The sequence below is a fragment of the Nocardia sp. NPDC058705 genome, from assembly GCF_042749305.1.
Classification (GTDB): Bacteria; Actinomycetota; Actinomycetes; order Mycobacteriales; family Mycobacteriaceae; genus Nocardia.
Map to the genome: position 1 here is coordinate 646,380 of NZ_JBHYRN010000001.1, position 20,734 is coordinate 667,113.

General features: G+C 68.5%; 20 protein-coding genes. 3 read left to right on the plus strand and 17 right to left on the minus strand.

Going from position 1 to position 20,734, the window contains the following annotated elements; all coding sequences use genetic code 11:
* Window positions 1-135 precede the first annotated feature (135 nt).
* Both cbiE and ACFW6D_RS02845 read right to left on the minus strand, forming a co-directional pair.
* Window positions 136-1,551, minus strand: coding sequence for a precorrin-6y C5,15-methyltransferase (decarboxylating) subunit CbiE (cbiE, locus tag ACFW6D_RS02840; RefSeq protein WP_379324094.1), 1,416 nt, complete (start codon window positions 1,549-1,551; stop codon window positions 136-138).
* Window positions 1,548-2,300 carry an SDR family NAD(P)-dependent oxidoreductase gene (locus tag ACFW6D_RS02845; protein WP_379324096.1) on the minus strand — a complete coding sequence of 251 codons (753 nt, stop codon included), beginning with the start codon at window positions 2,298-2,300 and terminating at the stop codon, window positions 1,548-1,550. The genes cbiE and ACFW6D_RS02845 overlap by 4 nt, the downstream gene beginning before the upstream one ends.
* Before the next feature lie 235 nt (window positions 2,301-2,535).
* Between ACFW6D_RS02845 and ACFW6D_RS02850 the strand changes: the two genes are divergently transcribed.
* Complete coding sequence (locus ACFW6D_RS02850) at window positions 2,536-2,949, plus strand: PPOX class F420-dependent oxidoreductase (protein WP_379324098.1); 414 nt, start codon at window positions 2,536-2,538, stop codon at window positions 2,947-2,949.
* A 113-nt stretch (window positions 2,950-3,062) separates the two neighbouring features.
* Here ACFW6D_RS02850 and ACFW6D_RS02855 read toward each other — a convergent pair whose 3' ends face one another.
* Window positions 3,063-4,190, minus strand: coding sequence for a M24 family metallopeptidase (locus ACFW6D_RS02855; RefSeq protein ID WP_379324100.1), 1,128 nt, complete (start codon window positions 4,188-4,190; stop codon window positions 3,063-3,065).
* Between the two features lie 116 nt (window positions 4,191-4,306).
* Here ACFW6D_RS02855 and ACFW6D_RS02860 point away from each other — a divergent pair, with 116 nt between their 5' ends.
* Window positions 4,307-5,278, plus strand: coding sequence for a 5'-3' exonuclease H3TH domain-containing protein (locus ACFW6D_RS02860; RefSeq protein ID WP_379324102.1), 972 nt, complete (start codon window positions 4,307-4,309; stop codon window positions 5,276-5,278).
* A gap of 58 nt (window positions 5,279-5,336) precedes the next feature.
* Here ACFW6D_RS02860 and ACFW6D_RS02865 read toward each other — a convergent pair whose 3' ends face one another.
* From ACFW6D_RS02865 to ACFW6D_RS02895, 7 genes are all read right to left on the minus strand, one after another.
* Window positions 5,337-6,092 (minus strand): DUF4333 domain-containing protein, encoded by a 756-nt coding sequence (locus ACFW6D_RS02865; RefSeq protein WP_379324104.1) that lies wholly within the window; start codon window positions 6,090-6,092, stop codon window positions 5,337-5,339.
* A 120-nt stretch (window positions 6,093-6,212) separates the two neighbouring features.
* Window positions 6,213-8,912: a DEAD/DEAH box helicase gene (locus ACFW6D_RS02870; protein WP_379324105.1), complete on the minus strand. Its 2,700-nt coding sequence runs from the start codon at window positions 8,910-8,912 to the stop codon at window positions 6,213-6,215.
* A 3-nt stretch (window positions 8,913-8,915) separates the two neighbouring features.
* Entirely contained in the window at window positions 8,916-9,869 is a 954-nt protein-coding gene (gene tatC, locus ACFW6D_RS02875; RefSeq protein ID WP_379324107.1) for a twin-arginine translocase subunit TatC, read from the minus strand.
* Window positions 9,870-9,968: 99 nt separating this feature from the next.
* Entirely contained in the window at window positions 9,969-10,244 is a 276-nt protein-coding gene (gene tatA, locus ACFW6D_RS02880; RefSeq protein ID WP_379324109.1) for a Sec-independent protein translocase subunit TatA, read from the minus strand.
* Window positions 10,245-10,335: 91 nt separating this feature from the next.
* Complete coding sequence (locus ACFW6D_RS02885) at window positions 10,336-11,364, minus strand: 2-dehydropantoate 2-reductase (RefSeq protein ID WP_379324111.1); 1,029 nt, start codon at window positions 11,362-11,364, stop codon at window positions 10,336-10,338.
* Complete coding sequence (locus ACFW6D_RS02890; RefSeq protein WP_379324113.1) at window positions 11,361-12,344, minus strand: helix-turn-helix transcriptional regulator; 984 nt, start codon at window positions 12,342-12,344, stop codon at window positions 11,361-11,363. Before ACFW6D_RS02890 ends, ACFW6D_RS02885 begins: the two co-directional genes overlap by 4 nt.
* Entirely contained in the window at window positions 12,341-13,336 is a 996-nt protein-coding gene (locus ACFW6D_RS02895) for a helix-turn-helix transcriptional regulator (protein WP_379324115.1), read from the minus strand. The genes ACFW6D_RS02890 and ACFW6D_RS02895 overlap by 4 nt, the downstream gene beginning before the upstream one ends.
* Window positions 13,337-13,435: 99 nt before the next feature.
* Between ACFW6D_RS02895 and ACFW6D_RS02900 the strand changes: the two genes are divergently transcribed.
* The gene (locus ACFW6D_RS02900; RefSeq protein ID WP_379324117.1) at window positions 13,436-13,741 is read left to right on the plus strand and encodes an MTH1187 family thiamine-binding protein; all 306 of its coding nucleotides are present in this window, start codon (window positions 13,436-13,438) and stop codon (window positions 13,739-13,741) included.
* On the opposite strand, the gene ACFW6D_RS02905 is transcribed toward ACFW6D_RS02900, so the two are convergent.
* The 7 genes from ACFW6D_RS02905 to ACFW6D_RS02935 form a co-directional block, all read right to left on the minus strand.
* On the minus strand, window positions 13,738-14,106 hold the full coding sequence (locus tag ACFW6D_RS02905) for a VOC family protein (protein ID WP_379324119.1): 369 nt from the start codon (window positions 14,104-14,106) through the stop codon (window positions 13,738-13,740). The two genes, ACFW6D_RS02900 and ACFW6D_RS02905, sit on opposite strands and share 4 nt — an antisense overlap.
* 181 nt (window positions 14,107-14,287) lie before the next feature.
* A complete protein-coding gene (locus ACFW6D_RS02910) occupies window positions 14,288-14,743 on the minus strand; it encodes a MaoC family dehydratase (RefSeq protein ID WP_379324121.1) in 456 nt (151 codons plus the stop codon).
* On the minus strand, window positions 14,740-16,233 hold the full coding sequence (locus ACFW6D_RS02915) for a long-chain fatty acid--CoA ligase (RefSeq protein WP_379324123.1): 1,494 nt from the start codon (window positions 16,231-16,233) through the stop codon (window positions 14,740-14,742). The genes ACFW6D_RS02910 and ACFW6D_RS02915 overlap by 4 nt, the downstream gene beginning before the upstream one ends.
* 172 nt (window positions 16,234-16,405) lie before the next feature.
* Window positions 16,406-17,605 (minus strand): 3-oxoadipyl-CoA thiolase, encoded by a 1,200-nt coding sequence (gene pcaF / locus ACFW6D_RS02920; RefSeq protein WP_379324125.1) that lies wholly within the window; start codon window positions 17,603-17,605, stop codon window positions 16,406-16,408.
* Window positions 17,602-18,759 carry an acyl-CoA dehydrogenase family protein gene (locus ACFW6D_RS02925; protein WP_379324127.1) on the minus strand — a complete coding sequence of 386 codons (1,158 nt, stop codon included), beginning with the start codon at window positions 18,757-18,759 and terminating at the stop codon, window positions 17,602-17,604. Before ACFW6D_RS02925 ends, pcaF begins: the two co-directional genes overlap by 4 nt.
* 16 nt (window positions 18,760-18,775) lie before the next feature.
* The gene (fabG, locus tag ACFW6D_RS02930; protein ID WP_379324129.1) at window positions 18,776-19,528 is read right to left on the minus strand and encodes a 3-oxoacyl-ACP reductase FabG; all 753 of its coding nucleotides are present in this window, start codon (window positions 19,526-19,528) and stop codon (window positions 18,776-18,778) included.
* Between the two features lie 15 nt (window positions 19,529-19,543).
* A complete protein-coding gene (locus tag ACFW6D_RS02935) occupies window positions 19,544-20,695 on the minus strand; it encodes an acyl-CoA dehydrogenase family protein (protein WP_379324131.1) in 1,152 nt (383 codons plus the stop codon).
* Window positions 20,696-20,734: the final 39 nt, after the last annotated feature.

Genomic DNA, 20,734 nt, shown 5'->3' on the forward strand with positions numbered 1-20,734 from the left:
GGGATTACCCGGAACGGCAACGACCCTACCCCCGAGTGGATGGTTCTACACGTTCGCCTCCGAAACTTTTTCGGCGCGCGGACCCTGCGAGAACGGATTCACCGTGATCTGCGCGTGATCTGATCGTGATCGGCGCTACGGATCCCCGGTCGGTCGACCAGCAGGTTTTCGCACCACCCACTGGGCGACCGGCAAGTGTGGCCGCCAGGCCGTGAACGTGCCGAGCGGTTCGCCTCGGTAGATCTGAAATTTGCGCAGGGCCCCACCGAACCGCGCAGACCAGTCGAGCAGCAGCGCTTCCGATTCCGCGGTGACCGCGTTGGCGACCAGTCGCCCGCCGGGGCGCAGGCGTTCCCAGCAGCGCTCGAACATGCCCTCCTGGGTGAGGCCGCCGCCGAGAAAAATGGCGTCGGGCGCCGAGATCTTTTCCTCGGCTAACTCTGAGCGCACCTCGCCGCGAATCGTGATTCCCGGTACCCCGAGGGCGGTAATATTGGTCGCGATTTGTTCGCGCCGGGCTGGCAGTCGTTCGAACGTGACGGCACGGCACAGCGGATGGGTGCGGCACCATTCGATGGCGATACTGCCCGAGCCGCCGCCGATATCCCACAGCATTTCCCCCGGTGCGGGGGCGAGCGCGGTGACGGTGAGGGCCCGGACCTCGGCTTTGGTGAGCTGGCCGTCGCCGGCGAAGGCCGTGTCGGCCAGTCCGGGTAGGCGGGTGTCGCGGCGGGCGCCGGGATCGGCGCGGCAGTCGATGGCGACGATGTTGAGCGGGTCGGCAGGCGGGTGGTCCCAGGTCGCCGCGGGGCCCGTGCGCAGCTGTTCGGCGGGGCCGCCGAGTTGTTCGAGAACGGTCAGGGTCGAAGCGCCGAAACCGTTGTCGCGCAGCAACTCCGCGATCCGATTCGGCGTTGTCTCGTCTTCGCTGAGGACGAGAATCCGACGATTTTCGGACAATTCAGGCAGGACGGTGGGCAATGGCCGGGCAACCACGCTCACCACCGGAATTTCGGCCAGCGGCCAGCCGAGCCGGGCACAGGCGAGCGAGGCCGAGGAAGGTTGTGGGAACACCCGCAGCACCGAGGGGCCGAACCGACGGGCCAGGGTGACGCCGATGCCGTAGAACATGGGATCGCCGCTGGCGAGGACCCCGATGTGCCGATCGACGTTGCGCGCGAACAACTCCGGTAGTGCGGGCAGCAGCGGGGTCGGCCACGGCACGCGTTCGCTATCGCTGGGCGGGAGCAGCGCCAATTGACGCGAGGACCCGAACACCACGTCGCATTCGCCGATGGCGCGACGGACGCTCTCCCCCAGCCCCGACCAACCGTCGGCCCCGATGCCGGCGACCACGATCGGGTAACCGGCCCAGTCCCCGACGTCGATCACCGGGTCGCCGGTCACAGCCGGTGCTGCCGCTCGGGACAGTCCAACGACCTCACCTGTCGCAGCCGCTGCTTCCGCCCCTCCCCGCCCAGCGACCGCACCGGGGACGCCCGGAGTCGACATCCGGCCGTCATCGGCGGACATTCCGTTCCGCTCGGTCACCGCGGCATCCGGCGCCAGACAGATTGCGGGAGCAGGCGCATCACGAAGAATGCAAGGGCCAGGCGACCGGGGATGGCGACTCGGGTGGCGCCCTTGCCGAGGCTGCGGACCACGGCGTCGGCGACCTGGTCGGGGGTGCTGGCCATGGGGGCCGGTTCCATGCCGGTGGTCATGCGGCCGATCACGAAGCCCGAGCGCACCAGCAGCAGTTGGACGCCGGTGCCGTGCAGGGCGTCGCCGAGGCCGCTGGCGAAGCCGTCCAAGCCCGCTTTGGCCGATCCGTAGACGTAGTTGGCCCGGCGCACGCGCACGCCTGCGATGGAGCTGAAGACGACGATCTGGCCGGTCCCCTGCGCGCGCATCAGGTTCGCCAGGGTCGTCAGGACACTGACCTGGGCGACGAAGTCGGTGTGCACGACCGCCACCGCGTGCGCCGGGTCGTGTTCGGCACGGTCCTGATCGCCGAGGACACCGAAGGCGAGCACCGCGGTCGCGATGCCACCGTGTTCGGCGGCGAGTTTCTCCAGCAGCGCGGCGTGGGTGTCGGTCTCGTCGGCGTCGAATTCCACGGTGTGCACCGCGCTCGCGCCCGCCGCGCGGACCTGCTCGATCTCGGTGTCCAGGGCGTCGGCCCGGCGCGCGGCCAGGATCACCACCCGTCCGGGTGCCAGCCTGCGCGCCACTTCCAGGCCGATCTCACTGCGCCCACCCAGGACCAGCACCGGCCCGTCGTTCTGCTGCATTCCCATACCGCCAGTCTGTCATCCGGCCGATGGGTCCGGTCGCGGCCTCTACCGCCGCCCGCCTCGAATCTCGTTGAAGCGAGAGCGGCCCACCACCCGTATGCGCCGCTGACTCCCGGCGACCGGGCCGCACACCTGCATCCGGGCTGCGATCCACGCGAGGCCGACGGACTCTGCCGCTCCGGTCGCGGTAGCCGAAACCCGCGGAATCCGCCGTTCGCCGACCGACTAGCGTTTCCGTATGCCGACCGCCACCGCACAGCTCTCCCCCGCTGCCCTCGAGTTCGTCACCGAGCGGCACCTGGCCACCCTCACCACCCTGCGCGCCGACGGCACCCCGCACGTGGTCGCGGTGGGATTCACCTGGGATCCCGAGAGCGGGATCGCCCGGGTGATCACCGATGGCGCGTCGGTGAAGGCGCGCAATGCCGGACGCGGTGGCTATGCGGCGGTGAGCCAGGTCGACGGGGCGCGCTGGCTCACCCTCGAAGGACCGGCGACGGTGCTCGACGACAGCGCCGATGTGGCCGAGGCCGTCCGCCGCTACACCGAGCGTTACCGGGTGCCCCGCGAGAACCCGACCAGGGTCGTCGTCGCGATCCAGGTGCGCCGGGTGTTGTCATCGGCCACGCTGAAATCGCCTGCGCCCGAATAACACTGCGCTGTCCTGGTGTATCCGCACGATGAAGCCGCCTGTACCCGGCCCTTTTACAGCCCACCCGCAGCGAGCGTGCGGGCCGACCACCGAATTGCCTGTGCGCGAGGCGCTTACAGCACCGTCAGACCGTGCGGCCGGTTGTTCATCGACTCCACACCGTTCTCGGTGACGACCACGATGTCCTCGATTCGCGCACCCCATTCACCGCTGAAGTAGATCCCCGGTTCGATGCTGAACGCCATGCCCGGTTCGAGCACCAGGTCGTTGCCCCCGATGATGTAGGGCTCCTCGTGCACCGACAGGCCGATGCCGTGGCCGGTGCGGTGGATGAAGGCATCCCCGAGGCCTGCATCGGTGAGCACGGTGCGGGCGGCGGCGTCGATGGACTCCGCGCTCACCCCCGGCCGCACCGCAGCCACGGCCGCGGCCTGGGCGGCCTCGAGGACCGCCATCTGTTCTACGACCTCCGGGCTCGGGGTACCGAGTGCGTAGGTGCGGGTCGAATCGGAGTAGTAGCCGGGTTCGACCGGGCCACCGATATCGATGACGACCACGTCGCCCTGCTCGATGACGCGATCGGAGTGCTCGTGGTGCGGGATGGCACCGTTGGGGCCGCTGCCGACGATGACGAACGCCGCCTCGGTATGGCCCTCCTCGATGATCGCGGCGGTGATGTCGGCGGCCACCTCGGCCTCCGTACGACCCGCCCGCAGGAATTCGCCCATCCGCGCGTGCACCCGGTCGATGGCCGCGCCCGCCCGGCGCAACGCGTCGATCTCGGCCTCGTCCTTGATCATTCGCGATTCGCGCAGCACCGGCGTCGCCGAGGCGGGCAGACCGGTCGTCGATTCGGCGAGCGGGATCAGGTGCAGTGCGGGCATGGCGTCGGCGACGGCGATGCGGGATCCGGCGTGCAGCGTCGAGCGGACGAGCTGGTACGGATCGACGCCGTCGACCCAGTCCAGGATCTGCAGGCCGAGTTCGCCCGCCGCGGAATCGCCGAGGGAAGCCACTTCGAGTTTCGGAACGACCACCGAGGGCGTCGACCCGTCGGCGGAGATGACCAGACAGGTGAGCCGTTCGAAGGACTCCGCGGCCGAACCGATCAGATACCGCAGGTCGGGGCCGGGGGTGATCAGCAGGGCGTCCAGATGCGCCGCACGCATCAATTCGACCGCCCGCTCCAGCCGCTGGCCGTAGACCGTCGCCGCAAACCTGGCATTCGTGTGCGCGCTCATAAGCTCCGACGTTACCCGCCCCGCGCCGACGACCGCCGGATCGGCTACAGCACGAGGCAGGCCGGCCGACACGGCCGTCGGACACTGTGTCGGTGCTTCGGTGCACAATCACCGGTGTGACCGCTGACGAGAGCACCCGTGGACCCCTGTTGATCCTCGACGGCGCCAGCCTCTGGTTCCGCGCCTACTACGCGATCCCCGACAAGCTCAGGGGCGCCGACGGCCGGTCGGTGAACGCGTTGCGCGGGTTCACCGACATGGTGGCCTCGCTGGTGACCAAGCACCGCCCGAGCAGGCTCGTCGTCGGGCTGGATCTGGATTGGCGGCCCCCGTTCCGGGTGGCGCTTGTCCCCTCGTACAAGGCGCACCGGCTCGACACCAGCACCAGCGCGGCGCCGGGGGCCGAGGAGGTGCCCGACACGCTCACCCCGCAGGTCGAGATGATCCTCGAGGTCCTCGAAGCGGCCGGCATCGCCACTGGCGGCGCGGAAGGCCTCGAGGCCGACGATGTGCTCGGCACCCTCGCCAGCCGCGAACGCACTGATCCCGTCGTCGTCGTCAGCGGCGACCGCGACCTGCTGCAGCTGGTGCGTGACGACCCCGCCCCGCCGGTCCGGGTGCTCTACGTCGGTCGTGGTCTGGCCAAGGCCGAGCTGTTCGGACCTGCTGAGCTCTCGGCGAAATACGGTGTGCCGGAACAGAATGCGGGCCCGGCCTACGCCGATATGGCGACCCTGCGCGGCGACGCCTCCGACGGCCTGCCCGGGGTGGCTGGCATCGGCGACAAGTCCGCCGCCCAGCTGATCACGAAGTTCGGGTCGCTCGACGCGCTCATGGCCGCCGTCGCTGATCCCGGTTCCGATATCGCCAAGGGCGTGCGAGCGAAACTCCTTGCCGCGCAGGATTATCTGAAGGTCGCCGCACCGGTCGTGCGGGTCGTGCGCGACGCCGACGTGATCCTGTCACGCCCGGACATCCTGCCCGCCACCCCGGCCGACCCCGACCGGCTGCTCGCCCTGGCCGCCGCCTACAACGCCGAGAGCCCGATCACCCGGCTGGTCACCGCGCTGACCGCGGCCCACGACTGACACGACACCGGGCCGCCCGCAGACTTCGCGGACGGCCCGGAAAACGTAGTGCGAGCGCCTAGTTGGGGCGACCGACCTCGTAGGTGCCGTCGTCCTTGGTGATCTTGACGCTGACCTTCTTCGCCTCACCGCTGACCTTCAGGTCGCAGGTGAAGGTCGCATTGACCTCGACGGCCTGACCGGACGGGCAACTGACATCGGAGACGTCGGCGATGCCGTAGGAGTCCTTCAGCACGCGCGAGACGCCGTCCTGCACGGCCGCGTTGTCGAGTTCGTCCGAGGAGAACACGACAAGGAGCAGACCGATCACCGCGGCGACCACGAGCACGCCCGCGGCGACGAGACCGATGATCAGGCCCTTGCTCTTGCCACCCGAAGCGGGCTGCGGCTGCTGGCCCCACTGCTGCTGCGGTGCGGGCTGCTGACCCCACTGCTGCTGCGGCGCCGGCTGCTGCTGGCCCCACTGCTGCCCGGCGTTGGCGGCCTGGTTGTTCCAGTCCTGCGGCGGCGGCTGGGTCTGACCCCACTGCTGCTGCGGCCCGGTCGGCTGCTGCGGCGGCACGCCGCCCTGCTGCGGCTGCTGGCCCCACTGCTGCTGCGGCTGCTGGGGCTGTTGTCCCCACTGCTGCTGCGGCTGCTGCGCGTTCGGATCGTTCCACTGCTGGGTGGGCTGGGCGCCCTGCTGTGGCGGCTGCTGCGCGCCTCCCCAGTGCTGGGTGGGACCGGCGCCACCGGCCCCCTGCTGACCCCCCCAGTGCTGGGTGGGATCGTTGTTCCCCTCCCCGGGGTTGTTCGGTCCGTAAGGGCCGCTCATCCACTCGCCTCCACTCGCATCATTAGTCCATACGGTAGCCCCCCGCGCCGGGCCTGCCGCATTCGCACGACATCCGCCTCACGGTCGGTACGCGAAGAAATCAAATCACAGACGCCTCGACTACGCGGCGTCCACCGCGACGACACCCCGCCGCACGGCCCGCACCGCCTTGGCCGCCGTGGACGCGATCTCGGGATCGTCGGCGGTGTTGTGGATCTGATCGAGCAGGTCGATCACCTGTCGGCACCACCGCACGAAATCGCCCGCCGACATGGTGGTGCCCTGGTCGCCACTGGCCAGCAACGCCTCGGCCAACGCGTCACCGCGCGCCCATTTGTATACCCCGGTGACGAACCCGAGATCGGGTTCGCGGGTCGGCGGAAGTTTGTGCCGGGCCTCGTCGGAGCGCAGTTCCGACCACACCTCGATGGTGGCGGCCACTGCCCGACGGATCGGATCGGTCGGCCCCGACGGCGTCAGCAGGCCGGTCTCCTGCCTCGACTCGTAGACCAGCGTCGATACGACCGCCGCGAGCTCGGCCGGACCGAGTCCACGCCACAGCCCCTGACGCAACGCCTCGGCGACCACGAGATCGCTCTCGGCGTAGATCCGGGCCAGCCGCCTTCCGTCGGCGGTCACCTCGCCGTGGGCGACGAACCCGCGTTCCTCGAGCAGCCCGACGATCCGATCGAAGGTGCGTGCCAGCGAATTCGTGGTCGCGGCAACCTTCTGGCGCATCGTCTCGGTCTCGCGGGCGAGCCGCGAATACCGTTCGCCGGTGCGGCTCAGTTGCTCCCGATCGGGACGATCGTGGGCGGGATGGGACCGCAGACTGCGCCGCAACGTGGAGAGTTGACGATCTTCGCCGCCGCGAACCCGGTCGTTGCGCTTGCCCCGGCGCGGAGCCGAGATCCCGGTGCCGCGCAGCGCCGAGGCCAAGTCGCGGCGGATCCGCGCGGTTCGGTGATCGACCCGGCGCGGCAGATCCATCCGTCCGAGCGGTTCGGCGGGCTCGGGGAAATCGGCCGCGGAAACCCGGCCGGCCCAGTGGTCTTCGGTCAACACCAGTGGACGCGGGTCGCCGGGTGTCTGGTCGGGTTCGAGGATCACCGCGAGCCCGGACCGTTTCCCCACCGGGATGGCCACCACGTCACCGCGACGCAAACCGATCAGCGCTTGCACCGCGGCACCGCGCCGGTCGGCCCGACCCTGCTGTTGGATATCGCGCTCGCGCTGCTTGATCCGGTCCCGCAGCGACAGGTACTCCATGAAGTCGCCGTCGACGCCACCGAGCTGGCTCTCCAGCTTGCGCAACGCGCCCTCGTTGCGCTCGATGCCACGAACGAGCCCGACAACCGACCGGTCGGCCTGGAACTGGGCGAACGACCGCTCGAGGAGGGTGCGTGCCTCCTGGGCGCCCATCCGGTCGATCAGGTTGATCGACATGTTGTAGCCGGGCCGGAACGAGCTGCGCAGCGGATAGGTGCGAGTCGACGCCAGGCCCGCCACCGCACTGGTGTCGACCTCGGGCTGCCACAGCACCACCGCGTGACCCTCGACGTCGATACCGCGCCTGCCCGCACGGCCGGTGAGCTGGGTGTATTCGCCCGGAGTGAGCTCGGCGTGAGTTTCGCCGTTGTACTTCACCAGCCGCTCGAGCACCACCGTGCGGGCGGGCATATTGATGCCGAGTGCCAGGGTTTCGGTCGCGAACACCGCCCTGACCATGCCCTTGACGAACAGTTCCTCAACCGTGTGCCGGAACGCGGGCAGCATGCCCGCGTGATGGGCGGCCAGTCCGCGGTGCAGCGCGTCACGCCATTCCCAGTAGCCGAGCACTTCCAGGTCGTCCTTGGGCAGGTCGCCGGTGTGCTTTTCGATGATCGCGTCGATCTGCTCGGCATCGCCAGGACGGCTCAGATCCAGGCGCGCGCGCAGGCACTGGGCCAATGCGCCGTCGCAGCCCGCCCGGCTGAAGATGAAGGTGATCGCGGGCAGCAGGTTTTCCTCGTCGAGGCGAGCCAGGACGTCCGGTCGCGGCAGCGGACGGAAATTGCCGCCGCGCCCACCACGCCCACGCGGGCCACCGTAGCCGTGCATTCGGTCGGCGCTCTCACGCTGGCGGATGAAGCGGACGAGGTCTTCGTCGACCACGACCTTGCGATCGCTGGACTTGGTGTCGAACAGGTCGAACATCCGCCGCCCGACCATCACGTGCTGCCACAGCGGCACCGGCCTGGTCTCGTCGACCACCACCGCGGTGTCGCCGCGCACGGTTTCCATCCACGCGCCGAACTCCTCGGCATTGGACACGGTCGCCGACAGGCTCACCAGTCGCACGTCGGGCGGCAGGTGCAGGATCACTTCCTCCCACACCGCGCCGCGGAACCGGTCGGCCAGGTAGTGCACCTCGTCCATCACCACATAGGACAGCCCGAGCAGCGAGTCCGAGGACGCGTAGAGCATGTTGCGCAGGACCTCGGTGGTCATCACGACCACCGGCGCACCGGGGTTGATCGACTGGTCACCGGTGAGCAGGCCCACGCTGTCGCGGCCGTAGCGGGCGGTGAGGTCGGCGAACTTCTGGTTCGACAGCGCCTTGATCGGCGTGGTGTAGAAGCACTTGCCGCCCGAAGCCAGGGCCATGTGCACGGCGAATTCGCCGACGATCGTCTTGCCCGCACCGGTGGGGGCGCACACGAGCACACTGTGCCCGTCTTCCAAGGCCGCGCACGCGGTGCGCTGGAAGGGGTCCAGATCGAAGGAGATTTCACCGGCGAATTTCGCCAGTTCGCTGGGCAGCCCCGGAGTGTCGGTCACATGTCAGAGCGTATCGGAGTAGTCCGACACCGGGCGCGTGGTTTTCTCCGGCTCGCCCACCGGATCGGCCGACGCCACCGGTTCGGGAGTCTCCAACGGTGAGGCTTGTTCGTCGTCGAGCGGACCCCAGCCCTCCTTCGCCTCCCGGCGAGCCTTGCGGGCATCGCTGAACCGCGTGAACTGCACCGCGAACTCGAACAGCACGGTCAGCGCCAGCGCGAGCGCGAGCATCGAGAACGGGTCCTGTGGGGTGACGATCGCGGCGAAGACGAACAGGCCGAAGATCATCCCGCGCCGCCAGGCCTTGAGCTTGGCGTAGGGCAGCACCCCGACCAGATTCAGTCCGATGATGACCAGCGGCGTCTCGAAACTGACGCCGAAGATGATCAGCAACTGGATGATGAAACCGAAGTACTGGTTACCGCTGAGCGCGGTGATCTGGACGTTGTCACCGATGGTCATCAGGAACGACAACGCGTGCGACACGACCAGGTAGGCCAGGACGGCGCCCGTCACGAACAGCACCGTGCCCGTCACGACGAACCCGACCGCGAGCTTGCGTTCCTTCGCGTACAGCCCCGGGGTGATGAACGCCCACAGCTGATACAGCCAGAACGGCGTCGCCATCACGACGCCCGCGGTGAGGCCCACCTTCAACCGGAGCATGAACTGGTCGAAGGGTCCGGTCGCGAGCAATCGGCACGCGCCGTCGGGGCTCAGGCTGGCCCGCGCCGATTCGGGCAGCGCACAGTAGGGACCGCGCAGGATCTCGCCCAGGCTCTCCAGCCCGAAGAGGGTGTGCGCGTACCAGAAGAAGCCGACCAGGGTGGTCACCGCGATGGCGGCCAGCGCCAGCAACAGCCGGGTGCGCAGTTCCTGCAGGTGCTCGACCAACGACATGGTGCCGTCGGGATTCGTCCTGCGCTTGGTGCGCCGGGGATCGAACGGGATGCGCATGGTGGGTGGTGGCCTCTAACCCTCGGTTCGGCGGATGCTCTTGACCAGACAGCACTTCGCCCCGGAGCGATCGCTACCGCCCCGGGGTGATGGCCGAGGTCAGAGGGTCTTGTGGCCCTGCTGCTGCGGTTCGGCGACCGGGGTCTGCACCTGCGGAGCCGCCGCGGACAGCTGCTGCGGCTGCGCGGGGGTGGCAGGGGTCGCCGTCTGCGTGTCGGCAGCCGCCGACTCGGCCTGCATCTGCCCGACCTCGCTCTTGAAGATGCGCAGCGAACGGCCCAGACCGCGCGCGGCGTCAGGGAGCCGCTTCGCGCCGAAGAGCAGGACGAACAGCACCGCGATGATCAGCAGGTGCGTCCAGCTGAACGAGCCCATTATCAGATACCTCCAAAGATGTGGTGATTACCGATGCTACCTGGGATCAGACCCCGGTGAACGACCGCCCGCTGCGGTGTTCGCCACCCGTTCAACCCCGCGCGGCCGCGACCGCCCCGGTCAGCTCGGCAAACAATCGGCTTCCGGTGAAGCGTGCGGTGTCGCCGGATTCGGCGATCCGGATCAGTTCCGTCAGCCGCCGGTTGACCGGTGTCGGGCGTCCGACCATTTCGCCGAGACGCACGATTTCCCCGCACAACCACGCGATTTCGGTCCGTCGTCCAAGAGCGAGGTCGTCGGCCATCGACGAGCGGGCCAGGGGGTCGATCGCGAGCACTCGGCCGAACACCCGACGGAAGACGGGGTCGGGAACGCGCAGCAGACGCACCATCAACTCGGGCGGAACGGGGGTGAGCTGAGCGGGCCGAATTCGCGCAGTGTTCATCACCGCGAGGGCTTCGGACTGGGTCAGTGCGAGGCAGCGGCGGTAGTCGCGTTCGGCGAGTTCTTCGCGCAGCGGCCTGCCGGAGAGGGCGTTGATCGGGTTGTTCAGGTTGAGCAGAAGTTTGGCCCACTGCACCGGACGCAGGTCGCGGTGGCGGCGCAGCGGCAGGCCTGCCGCGCGGAAATGGTCGGCGAAGCGGTCGACGACCTGGTCGTCCTGGATCGCCAACACGCCGTCGCTGGCGCGGTGGAAGCACCCGCGGCCGCGGTGGACCACGTTGAACATCACCATTCCGGCGAGGGCGATGCTGGTCGGCAGGATCTCGCGGATCAGGCTCGCGTTGCCGATGCCGTTCTGCAGGCTCACCACCGGCGTGCCGGGGCGTAATCGGCCCGCGACGGCGCGGACCGCGGCGGCGGTGTCGGCCGATTTCACGGTGACAAGGACCAGGTCGGCCAGTTCGGGTTCGTCCGGTTCGAGGGCGAGGCCGAATCGGTCGGGTGGCACCTCGGTGGAGCCGCCGTCCAGATCGGTCAGGCGCAGACCGTTTTCGGCGATGTCGTCGAGGACGCGCTGACGGCCGACGAAGATCACTTCCATGCCCGCGGCGGCCAGGTGGCCGCCGATGAAGACCCCGACGCTGCCCGCGCCGAGGACGAGTACTCGCTGACTCACGCGGGTTCGGTCTCCCCCACCAGTCCGGCGGCCGCGTAGGCGACCAGCGCGGCGTCGGCGCGAATACGCACCGCCGCCACCAATTCCGGTGGGCCGAGCACGGTGACGCCGGTGCCGAAACCGAGCAGCAGCCGGGCCATCCAGTCCGCCGAGGCGAAGCGCATACCCGCCTCGATGCTGCCGTCGGCGCGCGATTGGATGCGGTGCATGGGGTACTGGTCGAGCACCCAGGCGTAGTCGGCGCGGATGCGCAGCCGGGCCAGTGGCACGTCGGGATCGTCCTGGAACAGGTCGAGCGCGGCGGCATCGGCGGCGGCGTGACTCGGCGGGCGGGCGGGTTCGTCGAGTTCGGTGGCGTCTTCGATCCGATCGAACCGGAACAGCCGAACACCTTCGGCCTGCCTGCACCAGGCCTGCAGGTAGCTGTTGTTGTCGACCAGCACCACGCGGATCGGGTCGACGATGCGTTCGGACACCTCGTCGCGGCTGGCGGAGTAGTAGACCAGGCGCAGCGCCCGCACGTCGGCGAGCGCGGCTCGCACGGTCGCGACCACCGGCTTCTCGACGGGCACCTCAACCGGTTTGCCGGTGACGACGGCGTCGGTGCTCGCGATCGCCGATTCGATCTTGGCAATGGCGGCGTGCGCGGCGGTGGGGTCGACCATGCCCGGCATTTCCACGATCGAGCGCAGGGCCACCAGCAGGGCGGTGGCCTCGGTGGAGGTCAGCCGCAGCGGGCGTTCGATGCCCGCCGAGAAGGTGACCTCGATGCTCTCCTCGGAGAACGACAGGTCGATCAGATCGCCGGGACCGTAGCCCGGCAGGCCGCACATCCACAGCTGATTGAGGTCGCTCATCAGCTGTTTGGTGGTGACACCCAGTTCGGCGGCGGCCTCGGCCGCGCTGATACCCGGATGCGCGAGTAGGTACGGCACCATGTTCAGCAGGCGCGAAAGGCGTAGGGACAGACGCGAACTCACGACGTGACCTCCGTGTGGTCGAGTACCGACCGTAGCCGGTTCATCACGTCGGCGCGCAGTTCCGGTGGTTCGAGAACGAGGACATCGGGGCCGAGACCCGTGATCAGCCGGGCTACCCAGTCGCGGGATCGGACCGGCACCTCGAGCACCGAGCCGGGGCGTCCGCCCAGGTCACGGGTCTCGATTTCGGTGCCGATGCGGCGCAATTCGCGACCGCGTCCCTTGGCGACCCACACGGTGGCCGATCCGGTGACGGGAGCGTCGCCGGTGACCCGATCGACAATCGCGCGCAGATCGGTATGGGCGGGTTTGTGCACCGCGTCGACCGGACCGTACGGCCGGACTTCACCGCCGATGCGCGAGAGCCGGAACGTGCGCACGGCGTCGCGTTCGCGGTCGTGCCCGACGAGGTACCAGCGCCCGTGCCGGGTCACCACGCCCCACGGTTCGACGTCGCGGGTCACGAAGGGATCGGTGACGGCGCTGTGGTGGCCGAAGCGCACCGCCTGCCCCGCGTCGATCGCCGCGAGGAGTTCCCGCAGGACCGGCTCCGAGCCGCGAGTGCGGGCGGGCACCGCGGGCACCGACACTCCGACGTTGTCGGTTTCGACGGTGACCCCGGCCGCGCGCAGCTTCAACAGCGCACCCTCGGCCGCCCCCGCCAATTCCGGCGAAGCCCACATCTGCACCGCGACGGCGACCGCCGCGGCTTCCTCGCTCGACAGGTCGATATCGGGCAACTCGTAGGCGTCCCGGTTGATCCGGTACCCCTCGAGCGTCGAGAACCGCCCCACCGGACCGACTTCGAGGGGGATGCCCAGATCGCGCAATTCGTTCTTGTCGCGTTCGAACATCCGGCTGAACGCGTCGTCGGTCACCGAGTCCTCGTAACCGGCCACGCTGGTGCGAATGCGCTCCGCACTCAGGAACTGCCTGGTCGACAGCAGCGCGATGACCAGATTCATCAGCCGCTCGACCTTGGATATCGCCACCCGATAGAGGGTAATGGTCGCACCCGCTCCCCCGCGCGTCGGCGCACAGTTGCACCCGACCCGAGCACGATGGAACCCACCCCACCTGAAAGGACCCCCATGCTCGTCGCCTTCTCCGTTGCCCCCAGCGGTTCCGCCCACCACGACGGCTCGGTCGGCGAAGCCGTCGCCGCAGCGATCCGCATAGTCCGCGCATCCGGCCTCCCGAACCGCACCGACGCGATGTTCACCACCATCGAAGGCGAATGGGACGAGGTGATGGCGGTGATCAAGGCCGCCACCGATGCCATCCTCGTCACCGCCCCGCGCTGCAGCCTGGTCCTCAAGGCCGACATCCGCCCCGGCGTCACCGACGCCCTCGACACCAAGGTCGAAACCATCGAGCGCTACCTGGCCGACGACTAACCCTGCTCGCCCTCGATCACCAGGCAGAACGGATGACCGGCCGGGTCGAGGAGAACTCGCCATCGCTGCTCGTTCGGCTGATGCTCGGCTTTGATCGCACCGAGCCCCAACAGTCGCTTCTCTCCCTCGTCGAGGTCGGGCACCGCGAAATCGAGGTGAGACTGCTGGGGAGACGCCGGGCCCGGCCACTGCGGACGCTGGTAGTCGTCCACCCGTTGAAAGCCCAGAAAGAACCCGCCCGGCCCGATCAAGCCGGCGAACTCCGCATCCGACATCGGATGCGGTGCGTAGTCGGTCGCTCGCTGATAGAACTCGGCCAATGCCAGCGGGTCAGGACAATCGAGCGTCACCGCACACAGCTTCATCTGCTGACATCCTTTCATCGGTGAGTGGCACCGCCTAGCGTCACACGACGATCTACCGATCGCCAGGGGTTTACGAATTCAGCTGTGCAGCATCCACTTCCGCGCCTATCTACCCAGCGAGGTCGCCGTGCAGCCACTCTCGCGGCGGGCGGCCGGTGCGCTCATGCGAGCGGAGCAAAGGTCAGAGCAGGCAGCGGGCGATCGAGTCGGCTACACAGGCCGGGCGGTCGACACCCTCGAGTTCCACGGTGACGTGGCGGTGGATTTGGACGCCGCCGGGGACCTCGGTTACCTGAGTGAGGGTGAGGTGGGCTCGGAGTCGGGAGTTGACCGGGACGGGGGTGAGGAAGCGGACCTTGTCCAAGCCGTAGTTGATGCCCGCCTTGGCGGCGCTGACCGTCATGATCTGCTGGGTCATGGGCACGATCAGCGACAGGGTGAGGAAGCCGTGGGCGATGGTGGTGCCGTAGGGGCCCGCGGCGGCGCGAGTGGGGTCGACGTGGATCCACTGGTGGTCGTCGGTGGCTTCGGCGAACAGGTCGATGCGGCGTTGGTCGATGGTGAACCAGTCGCTGGGGCCGAGTTCGGTGCCGATGGCGGCGCGCAGGGCGTCGAAATCCGGGAAATCGGTGGTCATGCGGCTCCTCCGAAACGTTGGCGCAGTTCGCGTTTGAGAACCTTGTGGGTGGGTCCGAGGGGTAGTTCGGTGACGAATTCGACGCGGCGCGGGTACTTGTACTTGGCTACCTGCAGCTTGGCGAAGTCGATCACGTCCTGGGCGGTGAGCACGCCGTCCGGCACGACGACCGCGACGATCTCCTCACCGTAATGCGGGTCGGGCACGCCGATCACGGCGACCTGCGCGATGTTCGGGTGCCGCATCAGGGCCGCTTCGACTTCGGTCGGATAGACGTTGAACCCGCCGCGCAGGATCATCTCCTTGATCCGGTCGACGATGCGCACCCGGCCGGTCTTGTCACGGGTACCGAGGTCGCCGGTGCGGAACCAGCCATCGATCACGGCGGCGGCGGTCGCTTCGGGCCTGCCGGTGTAGCCGCTGAACACGTTGTGCCCGCGCACCACCACTTCCCCGACGTCGCCGACGGGCAGCAGTTCGATCCGGTCGGCGATCGCGGGATCGGCGATCTCCACGTCGACACCCCACACGGCATGCCCGACGGTGCCCGCTTCGGTGCCGTAGATCGGTTGATTCACCGCGGCGGTCGGCGAAGTCTCCGACAGCCCGTACCCCTCCAGAACCGGCGCATGGAAGATCCGTTCGAATTCCTCGAGCACGGCAACCGGCAATGCGGCACCACCGCTGATGCACAGTTTCAGCTCCGGCAGTTCCGGTGCCGAAGCCGCCGCCTCGATCAATGACAGATACATGGTCGGCACGCCGTGGAACAGATTCACCCGCTCGGCTGCCATCAGCGAAACAGCCTCGGCCGCATCGAATCTCGGCATCAGCACCAGGGTGCCGCCGACCCGCCAGTGCGAGTTCATCGACACTGTCTGTCCGAATACGTGGAACAGTGGCAGCGCGCCGAGGGCGATGTCGTCGCGGTGGATCTCGTTGGCGTCGAAGGTGTTCACGGTCGCGCACATCACCATGTTGAGGTGGCTGAGTTCGGCGCCCTTGGGTGTGCCGGTGGTGCCGCTGGTGTAGAACACCACCGCGGTATCCAGGGGTCCGCGCGAGACGAAGTTCGAAATCGCTTCGCCGACAAGCTCGGTGGGCGCGATCACGTCGATGCCCGCGCCCGCGGCGGCTTCGGCGCCTGTCTCGGCGACCATCGGATGACAGATCAGCAGCGACGCACCGCTGTCGCGCAGCACGTATTCCATCTCGGGCGCGGTGAGCAGCAGGTGCACCGGCACCACGGTCGCACCCGCGGCGAGGATGGCGAAGTAGGCGCGCGGGAAGTCGGCGGTGTTGGGGCACAGCAGTGCCACCCGGTCGCCGGGTTTCACCCCGCGCGCGATCAGGGCACCCGCCTGCTCGCGGGCCTGCTGCCACAGCTCGGCGAAGGTGATGCGGTTGGCGCCTTCGGCGAGGGCGAGGTGGTTGGGGCGGCGGCGGGCGGGTTCGGCGAGGATGCTCGCCAGGGAGAGGGTGGCGTTCATGGGCATTCCTAGAGTTCGACAGCGATGGCGAGTGGGTACTGCTGCCGCCTGCCGGGGCACGTGGCAAGGCGTGATCGGGTGGATGCGGGGACGCACCGGCGGGACTGTGGGTGCGGTGATCGCGACCGACGGGGGCACCAGGGCATTCCGCTGTCTGCGATCACCGCACCGGTCACCGTTGGAGGTGCACGGCGAGTCCCTGACCGACACCGACGCACAGGGTGGCGACAGCATGGCGAGCATCGCGTTCGACGAGTTCGAGCGCGGCCGTCAGCGCCAGGCGCGCACCGCTGGCGCCGAGCGGATGACCGAGCGCGATCGCGCCTCCGTTGGGGTTGACGTGGTCGGCGTCGTCGGGCAGACCGAGCCCGCGCAACACCCCGAGCGCCTGGGCGGCGAAGGCCTCGTTGAGTTCGAACACATCGATCTCGCCCAGACCCAAACCCGTTCGCGACAAAAGCTTTTCAACGGCAGGCACCGGCCCCATGCCCATGGTTCGCGGCGCGACCCCCGCGGCGGCGACCGCCCCGACCCGGGCGAGCGGAGTGAGCCCGTACCGGCGAACGGCAGCCTCGGAGGCGATCAACAGCGCCGCGGCGCCATCATTGATCCCCGAGGAATTGCCCGCGGTAACAGACCCACCGGGCACCACCGCCCGCAACGCGGCCAGCGACTCGGCGCTGGTCTCGCGCGGATGCTCGTCCCGATCGACGACCACCGGTTCACCGCGACGCTGCGGCACCGGCACGGCCGTGATCTCCCGAGCCAGTCTGCCCCTGGCGATCGCGGTCGCCGCGCGCTCCTGCGAACGCACCGCGAACGCGTCCTGATCGGCGCGCGCGATCCCGTATTCGTCGGCGATGTTCTGCGCCGTCTCGGGCATGGAGTCGGTCCCGTACAGCTCACGCATGCGCGGATTCACGAACCGCCACCCGATGGTGGTGTCGACCATCTCCGGCGAACGATCCCACGCCGCACCAGCTTTCGCCATCACATACGGCGACCTGGTCATCGATTCGACCCCACCGGCGATCATCAGATCCGCGTCGCCCGCACGAATCGCCCTGGCCGCGTAGCCCACCGCGTCCAGACCAGAGGCGCACAGCCGGTTGACGGTCACGCCGGGCACGGTCGCCGGTAGTCCCGCCAGCAGCGCGGCCATGCGCGCGACATTGCGATTGTCCTCGCCCGCTTGATTGACGCACCCGAGCACCACGTCGTCGACAGCCCCGAAGTCCACGCTCGGCAGCCGCTTCATCAGGTCCGCAATCACGTGCGCGGCAAGGTCATCGGGCCGAACCCCGGCCAGCGCCCCACCGTAGCGACCGAACGGCGTGCGAACCCCGTCGACCAGGTACGCGACGCCGCTCACAAGCCCATGTCCTTGGCGATGATCATCTTCATCACCTCGCTGGTCCCACCGTAGATCCGGTTGACCCGGTTGTCGGCGTACAGCCGCGCCACCGGGTACTCGTTGATGTAGCCGTAGCCGCCGTGCAGCTGCAGGCAGCGGTCGATCACCCGCGAGGCCACCTCGGAGCAGAACAGTTTGGCCGAGGCCGCGTCGGCAGGGGTGAGCTCGTCGAGATCGAGTGCCTCGAGCGCGCGATCGACGACGGCTTCGGCGGCGTCGACCTCGGCCTGACAGGCGGCGAGTTCGAACTTGGTGTTCTGGAACTGCGACACCGGCTGACCGAAAACCGTACGGCCCTTGGTGTATTCGAGGGTGAACCGAATCGCAGCCTTGGCCTGGGCGTAGGCGCCGATCGCGATCGACAGTCGTTCCTGCGGCAGGTTCTGTCCCAGGTAGCTGAAACCTTTGTCGGCCTCACCGAGCAGATCCGAGACCGGAACCCGCACGTCGGTGAAGGACAGTTCGGCGGTGTCGGACACCTTCAGACCCAGCTTGTCCAGCTTGCGGCCCACCGCGTATCCGGGCGACTTGGTGTCGACGACCAGCAGTGAAATACCGTGGCGGCGATCGGTTTCCGACGGTGGGGCAGTGCGCGCGCAGACGATCACCCGGTCGGCGTGCACACCACCGGTGATGAAGGTCTTGGACCCGTTGAGCACGTAGTGCGTGCCGTCTTCGGAAAGCTTGGCGGTGGTGCGCATTCCGGCGAGGTCGGAGCCGGTGCTCGGCTCGGTCATCGCGATCGCGAACATGATCTCGCCGGAGACGAATCCCGGCAGCCAGCGCTGCTTCTGCTCGTCGGTGGCCAGGTTCTTCAAGTACGGCAGGCACAGACCCACGTGCACGCCCGAACCGCCGAAAGACACACCGGCGCGGGTGGTTTCCTCGAGGAGAATCGCCTGGAACTTGAACGACTCGATGCCGGCACCACCGTATTCCTCGGGCACCTCGATCCCGAACACGCCCAGGTCGGCCAGTTGGCTGTAGAACTCGCGCGGCACGATGCCCGCCTCGTACCACTGGTCGTAGACCGGGGTGACCTGCGATTCGATGAACGCGCGCGCGGTCTTGCGGAAGGCTTCGTGCTCTTCGTTGAAAACTGTTCTCTGCATGGTGTTTCTCCAAAACTCAGAGACGGCGTCCGCCGTCGACGTACACGGTCTGTCCGGTGACGAATCCGGCGTTGTCAGAAGCGAGGAAGGCAACCACATTGGCGATGTCGGCGGGCTGCCCGACGCGGCGCAGCGGGGTGATCTCGGCGGTCTTGGCCTGCATCTGCTCGGAGGTGATGCCGATGCGCTCGGCGGTGGCCGCGGTCATCTCGGTGACGATGAAACCGGGCGCGACCGCGTTCACGCGAATGCCGAACGGGCCCAATTCCATAGCGAGAGTGCGGGTCAGGCCCTGGATGCCCGCCTTGGCGGCGGCGTAGTTGGCCTGGCCGCGATTGCCCAGCGCCGACACGCTCGAGGTGTTCACGATGGCGCCGCCACCGTTGTCCACCATGTGCTTCTGCGCGGCCTTGCAGCACAGGAACGCACCGCGCAGGTGCACCGCCATCACGGTGTCCCAGTCCTGCACCGACATCTTGAACAGCAGGTTGTCGCGCAGCACGCCCGCGTTGTTCACGAGCACATCGAGCGAGCCGAGTTCGGCCACGGTGCGCGCGACGGCGGCGGCCACCTGTGCCTCGTCGGCGACATCGCAGCCGAGCCCGATCGCGGTACCGCCCGCGGCGTTGATCTTTCCGGCGGTCATGATCGCGGCGTCGGCGTCGAGATCGACGACGGCCACGGCGAATCCGTCCTCGGCCAGGCGGGTCGCGGTCGCCGCGCCGATGCCGCGGGCCGCCCCGGTGACGAAGGCTGTTCGGTGGGTCATGGTCGTACTCCTGTGTCAGACAATGGCGTTCACGCCGGTGAGGGCGCGCCCGATGAGCAGTTTCTGGATCTGGGTGGTGCCCTCGTAGAGAGTCAGCACGCGGGCGTCGCGCAGGTATTTGGCGACGGGGTATTCGTCGATGTAGCCGTAGCCGCCGAACACCTGGATCGCGTTGTTCGCGGCCTTGACCGCGGTCTCGGAGGCGAACAGCTTCGCCATCGATGCGGCAGTACCGAACGATTGGCCCCGATCGGCGAGATCGGCTGCGCGCCAAGCGAGTAGACGCGCGGCATCGGTCTCGACGGCGATGTCGGCGAGAAGTTCCTGGACCAGCTGATAGCCGGCGATCGGCTTGCCGAACTGTTCCCGCTCACCGGCATAGCGCACCGCGGCTTCGAGGCAGGCGCGAGCCACGCCGACGCACCCGGACGCGACGCCGATGCGGCCTTTGTCGAGCGCGGACATCGCGATCCGGAAGCCCTGTCCTTCCTCGCCCAGGCGCAGCGCGTCGGGCACCCGAACCCCGTCGAGGACGATTTCGGCGGTCGCCTGACCGCGCAGGCCGAGCTTGCCCTTGACCTCGGTGCGGCCGAAACCCGGTGCGTCCGTTGGCACCAGGAACGCGGTGACACCCTTGGGCCCCGGCCCACCGGTCCGCGCGAACACCAGCGCCGTGTCGGCCCAGGTGCCATTGGTGATGAAGATCTTGGTACCGGACAGGACCCACTCCGACCCGTCACGGGTCGCACGGGTGTCGAGGTTGGCCGCATCGGAGCCGGTGCCGGGCTCGGTCAGCGCGAAGCACCCGAGCTGTTCACCCGCGCAGATCCCGGGCAGGAACCGCTGCTTCTGATCTTCGGTGCCGTACGCGGCGATCGACTTGCCGAACAGGCCGAGCGACACCGACACGATGCCACGGACCGCGCTGTCACCGCGCCCGAGCTCTTCCAGGAGCAAGCAGTAGTCGAAGGTGTCGCCGCCGGAACCGCCGTATTCCTCGGCGATCCCGATGCCGAGGAACCCCAGCGCCCCGAGTTTGCCGACGATCGCCCGATCCACCGACTCGTCACGATCCCACTGCGCCGCATACGGCACGACTTCCTTGTCCACCCAAGTGCGGGCGAGTTCGCGCAGGTCAGCCTGCGCGGGGGTGAGCTGGAAATCCACGGAACCACTCCTGAACCAAACGGCGTTAGGTTTACTCGG

What these genes read in the sequence shown, in the direction of transcription:
- tatA (WP_379324109.1), bottom strand. Translation starts at nt 10,244, where the DNA reads ATGGGCTCGTTCAGCTGGACGCACCTGCTGATCATCGCGGTGCTGTTC.
- ACFW6D_RS02855 (WP_379324100.1), bottom strand. Translation starts at nt 4,190, where the DNA reads ATGAGCGCGCACACGAATGCCAGGTTTGCGGCGACGGTCTACGGCCAG.
- ACFW6D_RS02925 (WP_379324127.1), bottom strand. Translation starts at nt 18,759, where the DNA reads ATGCAGAGAACAGTTTTCAACGAAGAGCACGAAGCCTTCCGCAAGACC.
- ACFW6D_RS02850 (WP_379324098.1), top strand. Translation starts at nt 2,536, where the DNA reads ATGCCGACCGCCACCGCACAGCTCTCCCCCGCTGCCCTCGAGTTCGTC.
- fabG (WP_379324129.1), bottom strand. Translation starts at nt 19,528, where the DNA reads ATGACCCACCGAACAGCCTTCGTCACCGGGGCGGCCCGCGGCATCGGC.
- ACFW6D_RS02905 (WP_379324119.1), bottom strand. Translation starts at nt 14,106, where the DNA reads ATGAAGCTGTGTGCGGTGACGCTCGATTGTCCTGACCCGCTGGCATTG.
- ACFW6D_RS02845 (WP_379324096.1), bottom strand. Translation starts at nt 2,300, where the DNA reads ATGGGAATGCAGCAGAACGACGGGCCGGTGCTGGTCCTGGGTGGGCGC.
- ACFW6D_RS02915 (WP_379324123.1), bottom strand. Translation starts at nt 16,233, where the DNA reads ATGAACGCCACCCTCTCCCTGGCGAGCATCCTCGCCGAACCCGCCCGC.
- ACFW6D_RS02865 (WP_379324104.1), bottom strand. Translation starts at nt 6,092, where the DNA reads ATGAGCGGCCCTTACGGACCGAACAACCCCGGGGAGGGGAACAACGAT.
- tatC (WP_379324107.1), bottom strand. Translation starts at nt 9,869, where the DNA reads ATGCGCATCCCGTTCGATCCCCGGCGCACCAAGCGCAGGACGAATCCC.
- ACFW6D_RS02900 (WP_379324117.1), top strand. Translation starts at nt 13,436, where the DNA reads ATGCTCGTCGCCTTCTCCGTTGCCCCCAGCGGTTCCGCCCACCACGAC.
- ACFW6D_RS02910 (WP_379324121.1), bottom strand. Translation starts at nt 14,743, where the DNA reads ATGACCACCGATTTCCCGGATTTCGACGCCCTGCGCGCCGCCATCGGC.